Annotated in this window: 19 protein-coding genes and 1 pseudogene; 16 read left to right on the forward strand and 4 right to left on the reverse strand. The window is 49.1% G+C overall.

Translation table 11 applies throughout. From position 1 onward, the window contains the following. The first annotated feature begins 13 nt into the window (after positions 1-13). The 11 genes from R6242_RS02045 (at position 14) to R6242_RS02095 (ending at position 8,825) form a co-directional block, all read left to right on the forward strand. Complete coding sequence (locus R6242_RS02045) at positions 14-799, forward strand: ParA family protein (RefSeq protein WP_293934610.1); 786 nt, start codon at positions 14-16, stop codon at positions 797-799. A gap of 2 nt (positions 800-801) precedes the next feature. After that, entirely contained in the window at positions 802-1,617 is an 816-nt protein-coding gene (locus R6242_RS02050) for a ParB/RepB/Spo0J family partition protein (RefSeq protein ID WP_412099422.1), read from the forward strand. A 164-nt stretch (positions 1,618-1,781) separates the two neighbouring features. Then, a complete protein-coding gene (locus R6242_RS02055; RefSeq protein WP_293934606.1) occupies positions 1,782-2,153 on the forward strand; it encodes an ATP synthase subunit I in 372 nt (123 codons plus the stop codon). Position 2,154: 1 nt separating this feature from the next. Beyond that, positions 2,155-2,943: a F0F1 ATP synthase subunit A gene (gene atpB, locus R6242_RS02060; protein ID WP_318423235.1), complete on the forward strand. Its 789-nt coding sequence runs from the start codon at positions 2,155-2,157 to the stop codon at positions 2,941-2,943. A gap of 99 nt (positions 2,944-3,042) precedes the next feature. Beyond that, complete coding sequence (gene atpE / locus R6242_RS02065; protein ID WP_265736897.1) at positions 3,043-3,312, forward strand: F0F1 ATP synthase subunit C; 270 nt, start codon at positions 3,043-3,045, stop codon at positions 3,310-3,312. A 29-nt stretch (positions 3,313-3,341) separates the two neighbouring features. After that, positions 3,342-3,812, forward strand: a complete 471-nt coding sequence (locus R6242_RS02070) for a F0F1 ATP synthase subunit B (RefSeq protein WP_293934601.1) — start codon at positions 3,342-3,344, stop codon at positions 3,810-3,812. A 7-nt stretch (positions 3,813-3,819) separates the two neighbouring features. Continuing rightward, positions 3,820-4,356 carry a F0F1 ATP synthase subunit delta gene (locus R6242_RS02075; protein ID WP_318423238.1) on the forward strand — a complete coding sequence of 179 codons (537 nt, stop codon included), beginning with the start codon at positions 3,820-3,822 and terminating at the stop codon, positions 4,354-4,356. 8 nt (positions 4,357-4,364) lie between these two features. Then, positions 4,365-5,906 carry a F0F1 ATP synthase subunit alpha gene (atpA, locus tag R6242_RS02080; protein ID WP_318423240.1) on the forward strand — a complete coding sequence of 514 codons (1,542 nt, stop codon included), beginning with the start codon at positions 4,365-4,367 and terminating at the stop codon, positions 5,904-5,906. 28 nt (positions 5,907-5,934) lie between these two features. Beyond that, the gene (gene atpG, locus R6242_RS02085) at positions 5,935-6,819 is read left to right on the forward strand and encodes a F0F1 ATP synthase subunit gamma (protein ID WP_318423242.1); all 885 of its coding nucleotides are present in this window, start codon (positions 5,935-5,937) and stop codon (positions 6,817-6,819) included. Positions 6,820-7,008: 189 nt separating this feature from the next. Beyond that, entirely contained in the window at positions 7,009-8,388 is a 1,380-nt protein-coding gene (gene atpD / locus R6242_RS02090; RefSeq protein ID WP_318423244.1) for a F0F1 ATP synthase subunit beta, read from the forward strand. An 11-nt stretch (positions 8,389-8,399) separates the two neighbouring features. Further along, on the forward strand, positions 8,400-8,825 hold the full coding sequence (locus R6242_RS02095) for a F0F1 ATP synthase subunit epsilon (protein WP_318423246.1): 426 nt from the start codon (positions 8,400-8,402) through the stop codon (positions 8,823-8,825). A gap of 84 nt (positions 8,826-8,909) precedes the next feature. Here R6242_RS02095 and R6242_RS02100 read toward each other — a convergent pair whose 3' ends face one another. Continuing rightward, positions 8,910-9,137, reverse strand: a complete 228-nt coding sequence (locus tag R6242_RS02100) for a hypothetical protein (protein ID WP_318423248.1) — start codon at positions 9,135-9,137, stop codon at positions 8,910-8,912. A gap of 155 nt (positions 9,138-9,292) precedes the next feature. After that, on the reverse strand, positions 9,293-10,801 hold the full coding sequence (locus R6242_RS02105; protein ID WP_318423250.1) for a methyl-accepting chemotaxis protein: 1,509 nt from the start codon (positions 10,799-10,801) through the stop codon (positions 9,293-9,295). Between the two features lie 166 nt (positions 10,802-10,967). Here R6242_RS02105 and R6242_RS02110 point away from each other — a divergent pair, with 166 nt between their 5' ends. Then, positions 10,968-12,452 (forward strand): carboxypeptidase M32, encoded by a 1,485-nt coding sequence (locus R6242_RS02110; protein ID WP_318423251.1) that lies wholly within the window; start codon positions 10,968-10,970, stop codon positions 12,450-12,452. A gap of 105 nt (positions 12,453-12,557) precedes the next feature. Continuing rightward, positions 12,558-13,925 carry a bifunctional UDP-N-acetylglucosamine diphosphorylase/glucosamine-1-phosphate N-acetyltransferase GlmU gene (gene glmU, locus R6242_RS02115; protein ID WP_318423253.1) on the forward strand — a complete coding sequence of 456 codons (1,368 nt, stop codon included), beginning with the start codon at positions 12,558-12,560 and terminating at the stop codon, positions 13,923-13,925. Positions 13,926-14,025: 100 nt separating this feature from the next. Here the strand turns inward: glmU and R6242_RS02120 are convergent, their stop codons facing one another. Both R6242_RS02120 and R6242_RS02125 read right to left on the reverse strand, forming a co-directional pair. Next, positions 14,026-14,367 (reverse strand): hypothetical protein, encoded by a 342-nt coding sequence (locus R6242_RS02120; RefSeq protein ID WP_318423255.1) that lies wholly within the window; start codon positions 14,365-14,367, stop codon positions 14,026-14,028. A gap of 278 nt (positions 14,368-14,645) precedes the next feature. Further along, positions 14,646-15,554: an RluA family pseudouridine synthase gene (locus R6242_RS02125; protein WP_318423257.1), complete on the reverse strand. Its 909-nt coding sequence runs from the start codon at positions 15,552-15,554 to the stop codon at positions 14,646-14,648. A 289-nt stretch (positions 15,555-15,843) separates the two neighbouring features. Between R6242_RS02125 and R6242_RS02130 the strand changes: the two are divergent. From R6242_RS02130 to R6242_RS02140, 3 genes and pseudogenes are all read left to right on the forward strand, one after another. Next, positions 15,844-16,817, forward strand: a pseudogene (locus R6242_RS02130) (IS1595 family transposase). 244 nt (positions 16,818-17,061) lie between these two features. Next, a complete protein-coding gene (ychF, locus tag R6242_RS02135) occupies positions 17,062-18,153 on the forward strand; it encodes a redox-regulated ATPase YchF (protein ID WP_293936796.1) in 1,092 nt (363 codons plus the stop codon). A gap of 69 nt (positions 18,154-18,222) precedes the next feature. Further along, positions 18,223-18,489 carry an oxidative damage protection protein gene (locus tag R6242_RS02140; protein WP_046353818.1) on the forward strand — a complete coding sequence of 89 codons (267 nt, stop codon included), beginning with the start codon at positions 18,223-18,225 and terminating at the stop codon, positions 18,487-18,489. Positions 18,490-18,641 lie beyond the last annotated feature (152 nt).

An 18,641-nucleotide genomic window follows, 5' to 3' on the forward strand; every position in this document is an offset into this window, starting at 1 on the left:
TAGGGACTCAAAGATGAAAATTCTGGCAATTGCCAATCAAAAAGGCGGAGTAGGTAAGACCACTACGGCCGTTAATTTGTCTGCAAGTCTGGCTCATCTGGGCAGAAAAGTTCTGCTGGTGGATTTAGACCCGCAGGGCAATGCCACGATGGGTGTGGGGATTGATAAAGCTAAATTAACCAGCTCTGTATATAACCTACTGCTTGGTGCAACGCCAATTCAAGAGATTATTCAGCGCTCTGAATCAGCGGGCATCGACGTGCTACCCGCCAATCGTAATTTGGCAGGGGCCGAGGTGGAGCTGGTGAATCAAGAGCACAGAGAATCGCGGCTTAAAAACGCCTTAGCCCAAGTCAGCGAGCACTACGATTACATTATTTTAGATTGCCCACCGGCGTTAACGCTGCTCACCCTGAATGGCTTAGTGGCGGCGGATGCGGTATTGATCCCGATGCAGTGTGAGTACTACGCATTGGAGGGTTTATCTGATTTAGTGAATACGCTTAAACGCGTTAAACAATCGATGAATCGTAAAATAGAGATTGAAGGCCTGCTGCGCACCATGTTTGATCCGCGTTCAACCTTGGCGCAGCAAGTTTCGGATCAGCTGATTAAGCATTACACCAGCAAACTGTACCACACTGTCATACCGCGTAATATTCGTTTGGCCGAAGCACCATCTTATGGTCGCCCAATCTTGTCCTACGACAAAAACTCCAAAGGCGCACAAGCGTATCTTCAACTTGCTGAAGAACTGCTGGCCCGTCATAACCTGCTAGAAGAGATTCCCACAGCATGAAAATGAAAGGACTTGGTCGCGGTTTAGATGCCTTGATGGGAGATAGTCAGGATTCTTTGCAAAATTTGCCAATTACGGCTTTGCAGCCGGGCAAGTACCAGCCTCGTTTGCAAATGGATGAAACGGCCTTAGAAGAGCTGGCGGCATCAATCACCGCACAGGGCTTAATGCAGCCAGTGTTGGTACGGCCTATTGGGCTGGATAAGTATGAAATTATTGCGGGTGAGCGCCGATGGCGAGCATCTATCAAAGCAGGACTAACTGAGATTCCTGCTTTAGTACGTGAAATTGCCGATGAAGCTGCTTTGGCAATGGCGCTAATCGAAAATATTCAGCGCGAAAATTTGAATCCGCTAGAAGAAGCGTTAGGTATTTCACGCTTGATTGAAGAATTTGGTATGACTCATGAAGCTGCGGCACTTGCGGTAGGAAAGTCCCGAGCCAGCGTTTCAAATTTATTAAGACTATTAAGCTTATCGGAGCCACTGCGGAATATGCTAATGGCCGATCAGCTCAGTATGGGGCATGCTCGCGCCTTGCTTACTTTAGATGCCTTATTGCAGTTGGATCTAGCTAGACGGGTTATTGCAAAAGGTTTATCGGTCAGAGAAACCGAAGCTTTGGTTAAAAAACAACAAGAAACAGCCATAGACAAACCTGCTAAGCAGCCTGATCCAGAAATATTTCGCTTAGAAGAAGAACTATCTACGCGAGTGGGGGCCAAAGTATCCATTAAGCCTGGTAAACAGGGCAGTGGCCGAATCACCATCGAGTACAGCAGTTCAGAACAATTGGATAGCTTGCTTAGAAAGATGTAATAAAGTTATGGCTAACTATGTGTCGGCCTATTGTAAGTAAGCTGGCTTTTACTCGTGACTTACTTGAATGACAAGTAAATTTTACTTAAAAGTTCAATAGGTAAAATTGACGCAACACAAATCAGGTCAGTATAATCGCGGGGTTTTTCCCTAGTGGTGAAGCAATGATTGGGAAAGCGCAGGTTCGGGGCATAATCCGACTAAAGATTGGAATCGCCATTAGTACGGCTTTCTTACTCTTCTTGATCTTGGGGCAAAATCCGGCAATTTCAAGTTTACTGGGCGGATTTATCGCGGTGATAGGCAGTGTCTTGTATGCAGCCATCGCATATCGTGTTGAATTCGCTCCGCCAGCAGTGCTTCTCAAGCAGCATTTTGCTGCTGAAATGTGCAAGTTGGTTTGTACACTCGTCGCGTTTGCGGCGTTGTTCATTTTGTACCGAAAGGCAGATTGGCCATGGACGTTTGTGGGTTATCTTGCCACCACCAGTGCCTTTTGGTTTGGGCTTTTAATTAAATTTGACGGCAAAAAATAAAATGTCTGAACATCACGCACCAGCTAACGCCACCGAATATATCCAGCATCATTTGTCCTTTAATCAGGCCGCAAATGGTTTCCACTTGGATACCTTCTGGGTTGCCCTTGCTCTGGGCTTTCTTTTTGTTGGCGTATTTGCATATGCCGCAAGAAAAGCGACATCGGGTGTACCAGGCCCTCTACAAAACTTTGTTGAATTAATCGTGGAAATGGTTGATTCGCAAATTAAAGATGCTTTTCACGGTAAATCGAAAGTGATTGGCCCATTAAGCCTGACAATTTTCTGCTGGGTGTTCTTAATGAACTCCATGGATTTCTTGCCAGTTGATCTGTTGCCTTGGATTGGTCTGCACGTATTTGGTATTGAAAAGTTACGCGTTGTGCCAACGGCGGACGTTAACCAAACATTTGCGATGTCCTTGTCGGTGATGCTGCTGATTATTGGCTTCTCTATTAAAGCTAAGGGCCTTGTGGGCTGGTTAAAAGAGTTGTTTACCGCTCCGTTTCATGCAGAAGGCTTGGTCATGACGGTGTTATTAGCGCCGGTTAACTTTGCTTTCCAGATGGTTGAGCTAGTTGCTAAACCGATTTCTTTGGCTTTACGTCTATTCGGTAATATGTATGCCGGAGAGCTGATCTTTATCCTGATCGCATTGCTGCCATTCTGGGCACAATGGATTCTGGGCACACCATGGGCCATCTTCCACATTTTGGTGGTTACCCTGCAAGCCTTCGTATTTATGATGTTGACGATTGTTTATCTCAGCCTTGCGGTTGAAGATCACTAATTTTACTTGGGCCAGCTTAGGCTTGTCTCAGTGTTCGCTTTCCCCTTGTTTTACCCAACCTTCCTCTTGGAGATATTAGAAATGGTTGCACCAGAAGTAATTGCTAGCGTTCAAGGCATGACTGTTATCGCTGCCGCGATCATCATCGGTTTAGCTGCTATCGGCACTGCACTTGGTTTTGCTCTGCTTGGCGGTAAGTTTTTAGAATCTGCTGCTCGTCAGCCAGAAATGATCCCAGTTCTGCAAACTAAGCTGTTTATTATTGCTGGTTTGTTAGATGCTATTTCAATGATCGGCGTTGGTGTTGCAATGCTTTACACATTCAACAACCCATTCCTGACTCCTCTGCTTAATGCGGTTGCTCAGTAATCTAGCCCGTCTTTTAGGAGGACAACAGCGTGGATATTAATCTATCGCTTTTTGGCCAAATGATCACTTTTGCGATCTTGGTCATCTTCACGATGAAATTCGTGTGGCCTCCGCTGACCCATATGATGGACGAGCGTGTTAAGCGTATCGCTGATGGCTTAGCTTCTGCTGATCGTGCCAAGCAAGATCTTGCTTTGGCCGAAAAAGCAGCAGCTGACAAGCTTCGCGAAGCAAAACAGCACGCAACTGAAATCATTGCGCAAGCTGAAAAGCGTGGCGCGCAATTGGTTGAAGAAGCCAAGGGCCATGCAAAGGCAGAGGGCGAACGCCTTGTTGCCGGCGCTCAAGCGGAAATTGACCAGCAAATTCAGCAAACTAAAGAAGCATTACGTCAACAAGTCGCAGGTTTGGTGCTACAAGGCGCTGAACAAATTCTGCGCCGTGAAGTTGACGCGAGTGCCCATGCCGAATTGTTAGCATCCATCAAAGCGGAACTGTAAGAGCGTCATGGCAGAACTCATTACCGTCGCAAGACCCTACGCCGTAGCTATTTTTCGTCTAGCTAAAGAAACCAGCACCATCCCACTTTGGTCGGATGTGCTGGCTCAACTCGCCCTGGTAGCAGGTAACGAGTTAGCGCTGGAAGTCGTAGCTAATCCAAAGTTTTCCGTGGCTCAGGTTAAGGAGCTGTTGCTTGGATTATTGGGTGGTCAGCAAAGCGCTGAAGTACAAAACTTCATCGATGCTTTACTTGAAAATGGCCGCTTCACTGCCTTACCGGCAATGGCTGAGCTGTTTGAAGAGTACAAAGCAGCGGACGCTGGCGAAGTTGAAGCCAGCATCGAATCCGCTTTTGCTATGACTGATGCCCAAGTTGCTGAATTATCAGCAACACTTTCCCAACAGCTGCACCGCAAGGTCACGGCCCAAGTCAGCGTTAACCCGGAACTCATCGGGGGCGTGAAGGTGACGGTAGGTGATCTGGTCGTAGACGCATCTGTCCGCGGCAAGCTAACCGCTCTCGCCTCGAGCCTGAAGAGTTAGGAGAAATCATGCAACTTAATCCGTCTGAAATCAGTGAACTGATTAAAGCCCGGATCCAGAATTTATCGACTGCTTCCGAAACACGTACCATTGGTACTGTTGTTTCCGTAACAGACGGTATCGTTCGTGTGCACGGCCTGTCAGAGGCTATGCAGGGCGAAATGCTGGAATTCCCGGGTAATACCTTCGGTCTTGCGCTCAACTTAGAGCGTGATTCTGTTGGTGCCGTTGTGCTTGGTGATTACAAGCACATTCAAGAAGGCGACGAAGTCAAATGTACCGGCCGTATTCTGGAAGTTCCAGTTGGCCGTGAATTGATTGGTCGTGTAGTTAACTCACTTGGCCAGCCTATCGACGGTAAAGGCCCACTGGGTACTACAGAATCTGCACCAATCGAAAAAATTGCGCCGGGCGTTATTGCCCGCCAATCTGTGTCGCAACCACTGCAAACCGGTATCAAGTCTATTGATACTATGGTGCCAGTAGGTCGTGGTCAGCGTGAGCTGATCATTGGTGACCGTCAGACCGGCAAAACTGCCGTTGCTCTAGACGCGATCATCAACCAGAAAGGCAATGGCGTGACATGTATTTATGTTGCGATTGGCCAAAAGGCTTCTTCGATCGCTAACGTAGTGCGCAAATTAGAAGAGCACGGCGCGATGGGTCACACCATTGTGGTGGCTGCTGCTGCTTCTGAAGCGGCTGCACTGCAATACATCGCTGCATACTCCGGTTGCACGATGGGCGAATACTTCCGCGACCGCGGCGAAGATGCTTTGATCGTTTATGACGATTTGTCTAAGCAAGCTGTAGCTTACCGTCAAATTTCCCTGTTACTGCGCCGTCCTCCGGGCCGTGAAGCGTATCCGGGCGATGTGTTCTACCTGCACTCGCGTCTGCTGGAACGTGCTTCCCGCATTAACGAAGCAGAAGTAGAAAAGCTGACTGGTGGCGCTGTGAAAGGTAAGACTGGTTCTTTAACCGCTCTGCCTATCATTGAAACACAAGCGGGTGACGTATCTGCATTTGTTCCAACTAACGTGATTTCGATTACTGACGGTCAGATTTTCTTGGAAACTGACTTGTTCAACGCGGGTATTCGCCCAGCGATGAACGCCGGTATCTCGGTTTCTCGCGTAGGTGGTGCAGCGCAGACCAAGGTTATTAAGAAGCTTGGTGGTGGCGTACGTTTGGCTCTGGCTCAGTATCGTGAACTGGCTGCGTTTGCGCAGTTTGCTTCTGATCTGGACGAAGCAACACGTAAGCAACTAGAGCGCGGCAAGATGGTTACAGAACTGATGAAGCAGGGTCAATACAGCCCGCTGAAAGTGTCTGAACTGGCAATTACGCTGCTGCTGATCAACAAGGGTGTGTTTGATGACATCAAAGTTGAAAAAGCACTCGCGTTTGAAGCTGCATTCTTGGCTGAACTTAAGGCTAACCACGCAGACGTGCTGGCTCGTATCGAAGACAAGGGTGACCTAGCTTCTGATGACGAAAAAGCGATCGTTAAAGCAGTGGAAGGCTTCAAGGCCAGCGCCGCGTATTGATTTGATACGTTGAGACAAGGATCAAATCATGGCAAGCGGTAAAGAAATTCGGACCAAGATCAAGAGCGTAAAAAATACGCAAAAGATCACCCGTGCTATGGAAATGGTTGCGACGTCGAAAATGCGCAAGGCTCAGGAACGCATGAAAGCGGCACGCCCTTACGGTGAAAAAATCCGTAATGTGGCTGCCCACCTGAGCGCTGCCTTTGTTGATTACACGCATCCTTATTTGCAAAAGCGCGACGTTGTTAAGCGTGCGGGCCTGATTACGATTACTTCAGACAAGGGGCTGTGTGGTGGTTTAAACACCAACTCCCTGCGTCTGGCCGTGACCCGTATGAAGGATTGGCATCAAAACGGCGTAGAAACCTCTGTCACCGCGATCGGTAACAAAGGGATTGGGTTTATGAACCGTTACGGCGCAAAGGTTTTATCCTCTGCGCATGGACTCGGCGATACCCCTCACCTTGAGCAGCTGATTGGCCCGATCAAAGTCATGATCGATGCCTATGTTGCTGGTGAAGTAGACGAAGTTCATCTTGTTTACACTCGCTTCGTGAATACCATGAAGCAAGAGCCAGTGATGGAGCAGCTGTTACCGCTAACAGATAAAGCATTTGGTGCGCCAGATTCTGACGAGCCAAAGAAAGGCTACAACTGGGAATACCTGTTTGAGCCAGATGCTAAGACTGTGATCGATGAATTAATGAGCCGTTACATTGAGGCGCTAGTTTATCAGGCCGTAGCGGAAAACATTTCTTCTGAGCAAGCGGCCCGTATGGTGGCGATGAAAGCGGCGACTGATAACGCAGACAATGTGATCGGCGATCTACAGCTCCTTTACAACAAAACCCGTCAAGCAGCGATTACGAAGGAACTCTCCGAAATCGTTTCTGGCGCGGCAGCAGTGTAATAGGCCCGACAGGGCTGTTGAAAAACGTAGCGAGAAGACCAAGGACAAGGCAAAAAATATCGAAAAACCGGAATTTACATTTGAGTAAATGAGGATTTTGAGAGATTTTTTAACGCGGTTATTGGCCTTCGCAGTAGTTTTGCGACAGCCTGTGGACGCACAACGAATAACTGGGATTTAGGAACAACGATGAGCCAAGGTAAAATCGTACAAATCATTGGCCCGGTCGTCGACGTGGAATTCCCACGCGACAGCCTGCCAAAGGTGTATGACGCGATCACGCTCGACGCAGTCAACCTGACGCTGGAAGTACAGCAACAGCTCGGCGACGGCGTAGTGCGCGCGATTGCAATGGGTACTACTGACGGCCTGAAGCGCGGCATGTTGGTAAGCGGTACTGGCGCACCGATTACGGTGCCAGTGGGTAACGCTACACTGGGCCGCATCATGGATGTGCTCGGTAACCCGATTGATGAAGCCGGTGAAGTGAAGAGCGAGCATAAGCGCTCGATTCACCAGCTTGCACCAAAGTTTGACGAACTTAGCCAATCTATCGACCTGCTCGAAACAGGGATCAAGGTTATTGACTTGATGTGCCCGTTTGCGAAGGGCGGTAAGGTTGGTCTGTTCGGCGGCGCGGGTGTGGGCAAGACCGTTAACATGATGGAACTGATCAACAACATCGCTAAGGCACACGCGGGTCTATCCGTGTTTGCCGGTGTGGGTGAGCGTACCCGTGAAGGGAACGACTTCTACCACGAAATGAAGGACTCTAATGTTCTTGATAAAGTGGCGATGGTTTACGGCCAGATGAACGAGCCACCAGGCAACCGTTTGCGCGTAGCGCTGACTGGTTTGACTATGGCCGAGCATTTCCGTGATGAAGGTCGTGACATTCTGTTCTTCGTAGATAACATCTACCGCTACACACTGGCCGGTACTGAAGTTTCTGCGCTGCTGGGCCGTATGCCTTCTGCTGTGGGTTATCAACCTACGCTGGCTGAAGAAATGGGTGCTCTGCAAGAGCGTATTACTTCGACCAAGACAGGTTCGATCACGTCTATTCAGGCTGTTTACGTGCCTGCGGATGACTTGACTGATCCGTCACCAGCAACCACCTTTGCTCACTTGGATGCAACCGTTGTTCTTTCGCGTGATATCGCCTCACTGGGTATCTACCCAGCGGTTGATCCACTCGATTCAACCTCGCGTCAGCTTGATCCACAAGTGGTGGGTGAAGAGCATTACGCGGTTGCGCGTGGTGTGCAGCAAACATTGCAAAAGTACAAAGAACTGCAGGATATTATTGCGATTCTGGGTATGGATGAATTGTCTCCTGAAGACAAATTGTCGGTATCTCGCGCACGTAAGATCCAACGTTTCTTGTCACAGCCTTTCCATGTGGCCGAAGTGTTTACTGGTTCTCCAGGCAAATACGTGCCACTGAAAGAAACCCTCAAGGGCTTCAAGGGCATTCTTAATGGCGATTACGACCATCTTCCAGAGCAAGCCTTCTACATGGTAGGCAGCATCGAAGAAGCGGTCGAAAAAGCCAAGACCATGCAATAAGGATTAGTGCCATGGCAATGACAATGCATGTGGACGTGGTAAGTGCAGAGCAACTGATCTACTCTGGCGTCGCTGAGTTTATCTCGGCTCCTGCTGAAAAAGGTGAGATTGGTATTCTGCCGCGCCACGCCCCACTACTCACTCGTGTGAGGCCCGGAGCGGTGCGCATCAAAGTTGCCAATAGCGATGAAGAAGTGATTCTGTATGTTTCGGGCGGCATGTTAGAAGTGCAGCCTCATGTGGTTACTGTGTTGGCCGATACGGCTATTCGCGGTAAAGACATCGACGAAGCTAAGGCGCTAGATGCCAAACGCCGCGCCGAAGAAGCATTAAAGAATCACGGTTCATCGATGGACTTTGCGATGGCTCAGGCCGAGCTGATAGAAGCCGTGGCGAAACTTGCTGTGGTGGATAAGCTCAAAAAGCGTGGTCACTAAGCTTTAGTGGTGAAGTATTTGCAGTAAATAAAAAGGCAGCCTCGGCTGCCTTTTTATTTGTCTGTAAAACCCACATAAAGTGCTTTATGCGAGTTGTAAATCTTCTTCTGGATGCTCCATGGTCACATCACGCTCGGTAGCGCGGCGTGCAATCCAGCGAACTTTAACAATTTGCCCGCGCTTGCCAAGCGGAACAAAGGTATCGATAACCTCGCCTTTACGGCGGTCAAGCTGACGCGCCATGCTGGGAAGCATGTAAGCCAGCTGATCCGCACGGATCTGGACAATTTTTTGCACTTTAAAAGACGGCATGGTGGCTAATCATACAAAGACTCAGAATTGAATCATAGAGCATCATTTATGACGGGTCAAAACCCGCCTCCCTTATTGCGCTCACCATTTGCTGGGGCGGCCGATAGTGTTTGGCAGGCAAGTAAATGAATGCTGTGGAAAAAATAGGTCATCCATTATTTTGCCACCTTAAAAAATGCCAACTGAGTTTGTACTTGCAGAGCTTGTTCTGCGAGTTGCTCGGCGGTGGCAGATAGCTGTTCTGATGCAGCTGCATTCATTTCTATGCTTTGTGATACTTGAGCAATATTTTGGCTAATGAGTTCAAGCTCTTGGCTTTGTTCGTGGCTATTTGCGGCTATTTCTTGGACTAAGTCGGCTGTTTTTCTAATGTTAGGCTCAATTTTATTCAGTTGCTCGCTAGCGGTTTCCGCAAGCTGCACGCTGCTATGGGATAACTCACCAATCACTTGGGCAGCGGTTTGGCAACGCTCAGCCAACTTTCTGACTTCCGCAGCAACCACCGCGAAGCTTTTACCATTCTGGCCTGCCCGTGCGGCTTCAATGGCGGCATTTAAGGCTAGTAAGTTGGTTTGGTAGGCAATATCGTCAATAATTTTAATTTCTTTGGCAATGCTTAGCATCGCTAAGTTGGTTTCTTGTACTGATTCACGGCTACTACGTGCATCTAAAGTAGATTGGCGGGTCATGGTGTCGGTGATATGAGCCGTGTGGGTATTTTGGCTGGTGCTTATATTGAGATTATCAATGGATATGCTGCTTTCTCTGAGGATATTGGCATTGATACTGGTGTTTTGGCAGAGTAGCTGTGCCGCACTTGAAACTTCTGCAGACGATGTTGAGGTGGCTTCTGTGGCATTTCTGAGCTGGATAACGATAGCATTCAGTTTTTCTACCATTTGGCGCATGGCAAATAGCAGGCTATTTTGATCGTTAGCCCGCACTATTACTTGTAAGCTAAGATCGCCTGCGGCGACTTGCTGGGCTACTTTAGCCGCGTATGCAGGCTCGCCACCTAGCTGTTTGAGGATTTGTTGTGTACATATCCATACGGCGGCAAGGCTGATTAAAAACCCACAGACAGCGGCAATAACGACGGTCCAAAAAGTATTTTTACCCCGCGCATCAATCTGCTGGCGCGCAATGGCGATATCGTTTTCTTCTAATTTTACTAGTTGATTGAGATGGCTCATGGCGGCTTTATATGCAGTGTAGGCATCGCCGTTGATGAGTGCATAGGCTTCGGTGGGCATTCCTTGCCGAGTCAGCTTAAAAGCTTCTTTATCTATTTTTTCAAATTGTAGTAATTGCTTGCGTGCATTATCGATCAATGCTTTTCGGCTGCTTACGCTTTCTATTGCATATAATTTTTCTAAAGCGTTGCGCCCTTTATCTAAGTTCGTTTGAAATTGCTTTTCGGCGGTCGCTTCCATTTGCGTCGACCAAGCGTGGATTTGGTTGCGATCATCGGTAGTCGTGCTCGTGATGAAAAATGCAGCTTGGTTGGCAAGAAAGACTCTGCGGGCATTTTCGTCTAAAGCCGTAGAGGCAAGGCTGCTGATGGATGCAATGGCGTGTAGAGCAAGTAGCACAATCGCAAAAGTGACCAGTGTTAGCAAGCCTGCCGGCAGCATGATTTTCCAGATGATTTTCAGATCTTGCATATCGGAGCTCCCTTGCTTTCACCTACATATATATTAGCTGGCGTCTGGCTGAGCTGCTGTTTTACCTGCAGGTACTTTTTCCGTAGCCTAGGCTAGGGTTCAACGCAATTGCATATCTTGCTCACGCTGGCATGATAAGTATTCTTACTTATAAGAGAGTCGTGGAATGAAAACTGCCTATCAAGCTGTGCTGGCCACTTTTACCCGTATTTATCGCTATGAACATTTAGGCTCTTTGGCTGCTTGGGATCAGGCCGCTATGATGCCATCTAAAGGTAATGATGCACGCGGTGCGGCGATGGCAGAGTTGGATGTATTGATTCACCACACACTTACGTCATCTGAGTTGGCCGCGAATATTGCAGGGGCCGAGCAAGAAAATTTAGATGAGGCCGAGCAAGCCAGCTTGCGCGAAATTAAACGCCAGTGGAAAACGGCAAATCTATTGCCAGCTGCCTTAGTTGAAGCCAAAACCTTGCTGGGGTCTCATTGCTCGCACGAATGGCGCACTCAGCGGCAAGGAAACGACTGGGCAGGATTTTTAGCTAATTTCCGTGAAGTAGTGCGTTTATCACGTGAAGAGGCGCAGCTATTAGCTCAGACTTCGGGTTTATCGCCGTATGAGTCTTTATTGAATAAGTATGAACCAGGCATGAGCTGTGCGGAGCTTGATCGTATTTTTGGCGATGTAAAAAGCTGGTTGCCAGGACTGATTCGCCAAGCGATGGAGCGGCAAGGAAATAAAGTGCTTCTTGCCGCAACAGGCCCGTTTGCCATTGAAAAACAGCGGGCACTGGGTTTGGAAGTAATGGCCTTGCTGGGCTTTGATTTTGAGGCGGGCCGCCTAGATGTATCGCATCACCCCTTTTGCGGCGGTGTGCCTGAGGATGTACGCATCACCACCCGCTATACCGAAGTCGATTTTATGCAGAGCATGATGGGCATCGTGCATGAGACTGGCCATGCCCGTTATGAGCAGAATCTGCCACGAGAAAACGTGGTTTTACCCGTAGGCCGAGCGCGTTCTATGGGGATACACGAAAGCCAGAGTCTATCTTTTGAAATGCAATTGGGTAGGAACCCAGCATTTTTAGAGCTGATTAGCCCGCTAGTCAAAAAGTATTTAGGTGATCAAGCTGCGTTTGAGCCAGCTAATCTAGCAGCGATGTATACCCGAGTTAGGCCAGATTTTATTCGCGTAGATGCCGATGAGCTGACTTACCCAGCGCACATTATTTTACGTTACGAAATTGAGCGTGCACTGATTGATGGCGAGATCGAAGCCGACGATGTGCCTGCATTATGGGATGAGAAAATGCAGGCCTATCTGGGTGTAGACACCAAGGGCAATTTTAAAAATGGCTGCATGCAAGATATCCACTGGACTGACGGTGCATTTGGTTATTTTCCAAGCTATACGCTGGGCGCGATGTATGCCGCGCAATACTTTGCCAGCATTCGTAAGCTGCACCCAGATTTGGACCAGCAAATTGCTGCAGGTAATCTTGAGCCGATTTTTAGCTGGCTAAACGCCAATATCTGGAGCCAAGCTAGCCAGTGGGAAACCGATGAATTAGTGCGCCGCGCAACGGGTGAAGTGCTGAACCCTGCGCATTTCCGTGCGCATTTAGAAGCGCGTTATTTGGGTTGAGTTCATGAATGAGCGGGCACGGCGCATGCCTTGCCCCTTTTACCTATCAGCTTGTAACGCAAAAACAGGTAAAATACTGTCTTTTAGCATGCTGGAACTTGTCCCATGGCTGACTTACTTGATGTTGTTGTGCTTGCTGCCGGTCAGGGCAAGCGTATGTATTCCAAAATGCCTAAGGTTTTACATCGTCTTGCTGGCAAGCCTTTACTTGGCCATGTGCTGGATACGGCAAGGCAATTGCAGCCGACTAAGCTGGTGGTGGTTTATGGCCACGGCGGTCAGCAGGTGCAAGAAGAGCTACTCAGTAGCAGCGATCTAGCTTGGGCGCATCAGGCCGAGCAGCTAGGAACGGGCCATGCCTTAGCGCAGGCCATGCCGCATTTGCAAAGTGAAACCACGCTGATGTTGTACGGTGATGTGCCTTTAACACGGCTAGCCACGCTGCAAGCGCTGCTTGAAGCCAGCATTGGCGGTAAGTTAGGGATTCTGACGGATATTCTGGATGATGCGAGCGGCTATGGCCGGATTGTGCGAGATGCTGCCGCTAAGGTCACTTGCATTGTGGAGCAAAAAGACACCACGCCAGAGCAGGCCGCTATTAAAGAAATGAATACCGGTATTTTGGCGCTGCCAACGGCCAAGCTGGCTGGCTGGCTGGCTGAGCTAAAAAATGACAATGCCCAGGGCGAATATTACGCTACCGACTTGATTGCTCTGGCCGTGCGTGACGGTATTGAAATTGCTACCGTACACCCACAGGATCATTGGGAAGCCGAAGGCATTAATAATAAGGTGCAGCTGGCGCAGCTGGAGTGCATTTATCAGCGGGAAATAGCACAAAGTTTAATGCTGGCAGGGGTGAGCCTAGCTGATCCGCATCGAATTGATGTACGCGGCACGCTACGTCATGGCATGGATGTGATTATTGATGTGAACTGTGTGTTTGAAGGCGAAGTGATTCTGGGCGAAAACGTTAGAATTGGCGCGAATTGTGTATTAAAGAATGTAACGATTAACGATGACACCATTATCCATCCATTCAGCCATCTAGAAGACGCCATCGTGGGCAAGGGCAACCTGATCGGCCCATTTGCCCGCCTACGCCCAGGCGCGGAGCTGGCCGATGATGTGCATATCGGCAATTTTGTAGAAATCAAAAAAGCCACTATAGGTAAAGGCTCTAAAGTAAATCATCTCAGCTATATCGGCGACACCACCATGGGTAGCAAGGTGAATGTAGGTGCAGGCACGATTACGGCGAATTACGACGGCGTAAATAAATTTCGCACTGTGATTGAAGACGAAGTGCGCATCGGCTCAAACAATGTATTGGTTGCCCCAGTTACCATTGGCGAGGGCGCAACCACCGGTGCAGGTTCGGTGATAGGCAAAAATGCTCCTGCCGGCGAGTTAACCGTGGCTCGTGCTAGGCAAGTGACGCTTTATGGCTGGAAAAGGCCCACAAAGCTGTAAGGGCCACGGCCTGCCGTGCCCTCACAGCTTGCTAGGGTGGGCAAGCTGCCCACTCGGCCATTCGCATGGTGGGTTACGGCGAAAAACCGCCTAACCCACCCTACATATCTTGTTTGTGAAATTTGTGCATGACACGGTGGGCAATAGGGGCGAGCAGGCTGCCGATTGTTGCTACAAACACCAGCCCTGAATACATTGCATAGAGGCCTACAAACAACTTGCCTGTATTGCTAAGTGGCGGGGTGAGTGGCCCCATACCTCCTAGCATCATCGCGCCGTTTACAAAGCCATCGTGCCAGTTATGCTGTTCAAAATACATATGCCCCGCTGCACCTAAGAGCAGTGAAAATAAGATCAAGCCCAGTGCCCCCAAAAAATGCAATAGCAACCGAGTTCGAAATTGTGCCCAAGGGAGCAGGGGATGATGTTTGGATTCGTACATGGATCTAGCCTGTTGGGTGAGTATTGTTAGGTGGGAATCCTATGTGCGCTAATCAAATATTCTGTGATGAATCAGTGGGTTAAATCTTAAATCACTTAGAACGCAGAGGCACAGCGTTTCACAGAGAAAGCAAAGCTGTCTTTTGAGCATTTCTTTGTGCTTTCTTTTTTCTTCGTGATTCAAGGTTTATCACCATCTCATACACAACTGAGCTTCCCTGTGACCTTAGTTGATTAAGCCCCTTGTCCACACATTGAGCTGTAATGACTCATCAGACTTTATTCTGGCCAACTCAGTTCCCTTGGGCTTTCAAAACGTCGATTTTCACCAGTAAATGGGTCAACAAACTCAATGGATCGGGCCAGTAATTGCAAGGGGCGGCTGAAGTCATCGCCTTTTTCGGGCAGTAATTCTGGATACCAAGGATCATTTAAAATCGGCACGCCCAAGGCACTTAAATGGGTGCGTAGCTGGTGCTTTTTGCCGGTGTGCGGCTTGAGGCGATAACGCGCCCAGCTGCCCCTTACCTCGATGAGCTCGATATAGGTTTCGCTATTTGGCTCGCCTTCGGCTTCTTCCATGGTGAACATGCCCGCTTGCTCTTGCATAAAGCTGCGGTGCACACGGGGTAGTTCTAAATCGGCGCGGTAGGGCGCGATGGCTTCGTATTCTTTTGCCACATTCCGCTCAGAAAACAGTGCGTGGTAGCCAGCACGGCAGGCTGGGTCTAGGCTAAACAGCATAATCCCTGCGGTTTCTCTATCTAAGCGATGAATTGGCGCAATGTCGGGCGCGCCTAGTGACTTACGTAATCGGGTGAGTAGCGTTTCTTGTAAATATCGTCCCGCCGGAATACAGGCTAAAAAGTGCGGCTTATCCGCCACCAGCAAGCGCTCATCCTGATACAAAATATGTTCAGCAAATGGCACTGGTGTTTCTTCCGGCACTTCGCGGTAATACCAGATCCGCCCATTAGGCTGGTAAGCGCTGGCTACATTTAACACTTCGCCCTGATGATCGACAATCTCGCCACGCTCTAAACGCCCGCGCAAAATCTCGGCAGACATATGCGGAAAACGGGTGATTAAAAACGTCAGCAGATCAGGCCATTGCCCAGCGGGTAGCTGCAAAAAACTCGGAGCAATGCCATCGCGATGCGGTAGGGGGGAGGTACGGCGTTTACTCATGAGCGGGGCAATCAAAGGCAAAGGAGCTGCAGTTTACGGGGCGGGGGCGGGGAAAGGAACCTTAGCATTGCCTAGAGGAGGAGTTACGCTCGTGCAGAAACCCAAATCTTGAACCACAGAGAGCACGGAGGACACAGAGTTACACAGAGAAGGCTAAGCATAAGGATCTGTACAACTTTAAGCATCGTTTCAGCTTTAGCCTCCCCCTTAGTAAAGGCTCTGTCTGCGTTAACAGTTGAAATACGTTCTTCTCGCTATACTGAAATATAGGTCGCAAGGAGAAAGCATCATGAAATCTTCTGTATTTCACGAATGGATGAAATCTTTGCCGCAATTGAGTCGCGTGCAGCGGATTCATCTACTCGAAGCGGTCAATTTATCGATCAACCAAGATGAGATCGCTTCCAGTCTTGAAGAGAACAACATACCGCAGTGCAATCGCTGCGGCGGCTCACACTATTACCGCTGGGGGAAGCAAGCGGGATTGCAGCGTTATCGTTGCCGTGATTGCCGACATACCTACACCGTTTTATCCGGCACGCCGCTGGCACGACTGCGACACAAAGACCAATGGCTGCAATACAGCAAAGCCTTGATTCAGGGGCTAACTGTTCGTGCCGCAGCCACTGAATGTGGGGTACACAAAAACACGAGCTTCCGTTGGCGGCACCGTTTTTTGACTCTCCCTTCGCGCCTTAAACCCCGATTATTACAAGGTATCGTTGAGGCTGATGAGACCTATTTTCCTTTGTCTTTCAAGGGTTCACGCCATCTGCCACGTCCCGTACATCGGCGCGGGCATGCGCTCCGAAAAAAAGGTACGGGCAAAGATCAAGTCCCCGTTTTGGTGTTACGCAATCTGCAAGGCGCTACCACCGATTTTAAATTACTCGTTGCGAATACGAAGAGTATCGAGTCGGTACTGTCTGCTGTTCTGGCTCCTGATGTCATGCTGTGCAGTGATGGCGCGGCGGCCTATCGTTTGGCAACAGCACACTTAGGCCTCAGCCACTGTGCCGTGAATCTCAGCCAAGGCATCCGTGTTCGAGGGGCTTATCATGTGCAAAATGTGAATGCATATGATAGTCGACTCAAAAATTGGATGACTCGTTTTCATGGCGTAGCCACCAAATACTTAGAAAGCTATTTAGGCTGGCGGCGATGGTTAGACCGTGCAGGCAAAAATATCACAGCAAAATCAGGGATTGAGCAGGCGATAGGAAAAAATATCCTTTTCAACTATTAATGCAGACAGAGCCTTAGTAAAAGGGGGATTGAGGGGGATTTGCCTTTGAATTGGCTGGGTACAATTTTATAAATAAACCTCATTTTTCTCTGTGAAACTCCGCGTCCTCTGTGTACTCCGTGTTTTAAGATCTGGGTTTTCGGGCAAAACACCCGCCATTTGACTATGGGATTTGTGCAGGGTGGGAGCGGCGGCGTTCACAATCGGGTAAAATCCCGCTTTTAAGTATATGTTGGCCGCGATTTGCGGCGAAAGGATGATATGAGTCTCAAATGCGGCATCGTTGGCCTGCCTAATGTCGGTAAATCGACCCTATTTAATGCACTGACCAAGGCCGGTATTGCGGCTGAAAACTATCCTTTTTGCACCATTGAGCCTAACGTCGGCATCGTTGAAGTGCCGGATGTGCGCCTTGCTCAGTTATCCGACATCGTTAAACCGCAGAAAATCCAATCCGCGATTGTAGAGTTCGTAGATATTGCTGGCCTTGTAGCGGGTGCATCTAAAGGCGAAGGCCTAGGCAACAAGTTCCTCGCCAATATCCGCGAAACCGACGCGATTGTGAACGTGGTGCGCTGCTTTGAAGACGATAACGTCATCCACGTTAATGGCCGTGTAGACCCAATCGCCGATATCGAAACCATCGGCATCGAGCTGGCTCTGGCCGATTTGGCCACGGCAGAAAAAGTATTCACCCGTGATAGCAAAAAAGCCCGCGCTGGTGATAAAGAAGCCATCCAAATGGTGGCCGTGCTAGAAAAGCTCATCCCATTACTGAACGACGGTAAGCCTGCTCGCTCGGCTGGCCTAAGTGATGACGAAGTGCTGGCGATTAAATCGCTCTGCCTGATGACCATCAAGCCCGCGATGTATGTGGCCAATGTGGCCGAAGATGGCTTCAAGAATAACCCGCTGCTCGATCGCTTAGTGGCCCATGCCGCTTTAGAAGGCGCACCAGTAGTTGCCGTTTGCGCTGCAATCGAAGCCGAAATCGCCGAGCTGGATGACGCTGACAAGCAAGAATTCCTCGCCGAATTGGGCCTAGAAGAGCCTGGCCTAAACCGCCTGATTCGCGTGGGCTACGATTTACTTGGCCTGCAAACTTACTTTACCGCTGGGGTAAAAGAAGTGCGTGCATGGACCATCCACAAAGGCGACACCGGCCCACAAGCCGCCGGCGTAATCCACACTGACTTCGAACGCGGCTTCATCCGCGCCCAAACCATCGCTTTTGATGATTTCATCCAATACAAGGGTGAACAAGGCGCAAAAGAAGCGGGCAAGATGCGTGCAGAGGGCAAGGAATACGTGGTGAAAGACGGCGATGTGTTGAATTTTTTGTTTAATGTGTAACTTGAATAGACCGCTTTAGTTTTTGTCATTTTCTAGAAACATAAATGTAATATTATTGAGGTGATACCAATGAGCCGCACTGTGAACTGTGTAAAGCTGGGCCGTGAAGCTGAAGGGATGGATTTTCCGCCGCTGCCGGGTGCTTTAGGTAAGAAGGTTTTTGAGAATGTGTCTAAAGAAGCGTGGCAGGCTTGGATTAAGCATCAAACCATGTTGATTAACGAAAACCGTTTGAGCTTGGCTGATCCGCGTGCGCGGCAGTATTTGCAGCAGCAGCTAGAGAATTATTTCTTTGGCGATGGCGCAGAAATGCCCGCAGGCTTTGTGCCGCAATAATTCTTAAGCACAGGCCACTTATAGTGGCCTGTGTTGTTTCTGCGGTAGGTAGCAGAGTATTTAGCTACTGATGCTTACGCATAACGATTATTAGTCCACGAAAAGCACTAAATACACGAAATAAACCGATCAAACGGGGATGATCTCCCTTT

It is taken from the genome of Iodobacter sp. CM08, from assembly GCF_033446605.1.
Taxonomy (GTDB): Bacteria; Pseudomonadota; Gammaproteobacteria; order Burkholderiales; family Chitinibacteraceae; genus Iodobacter.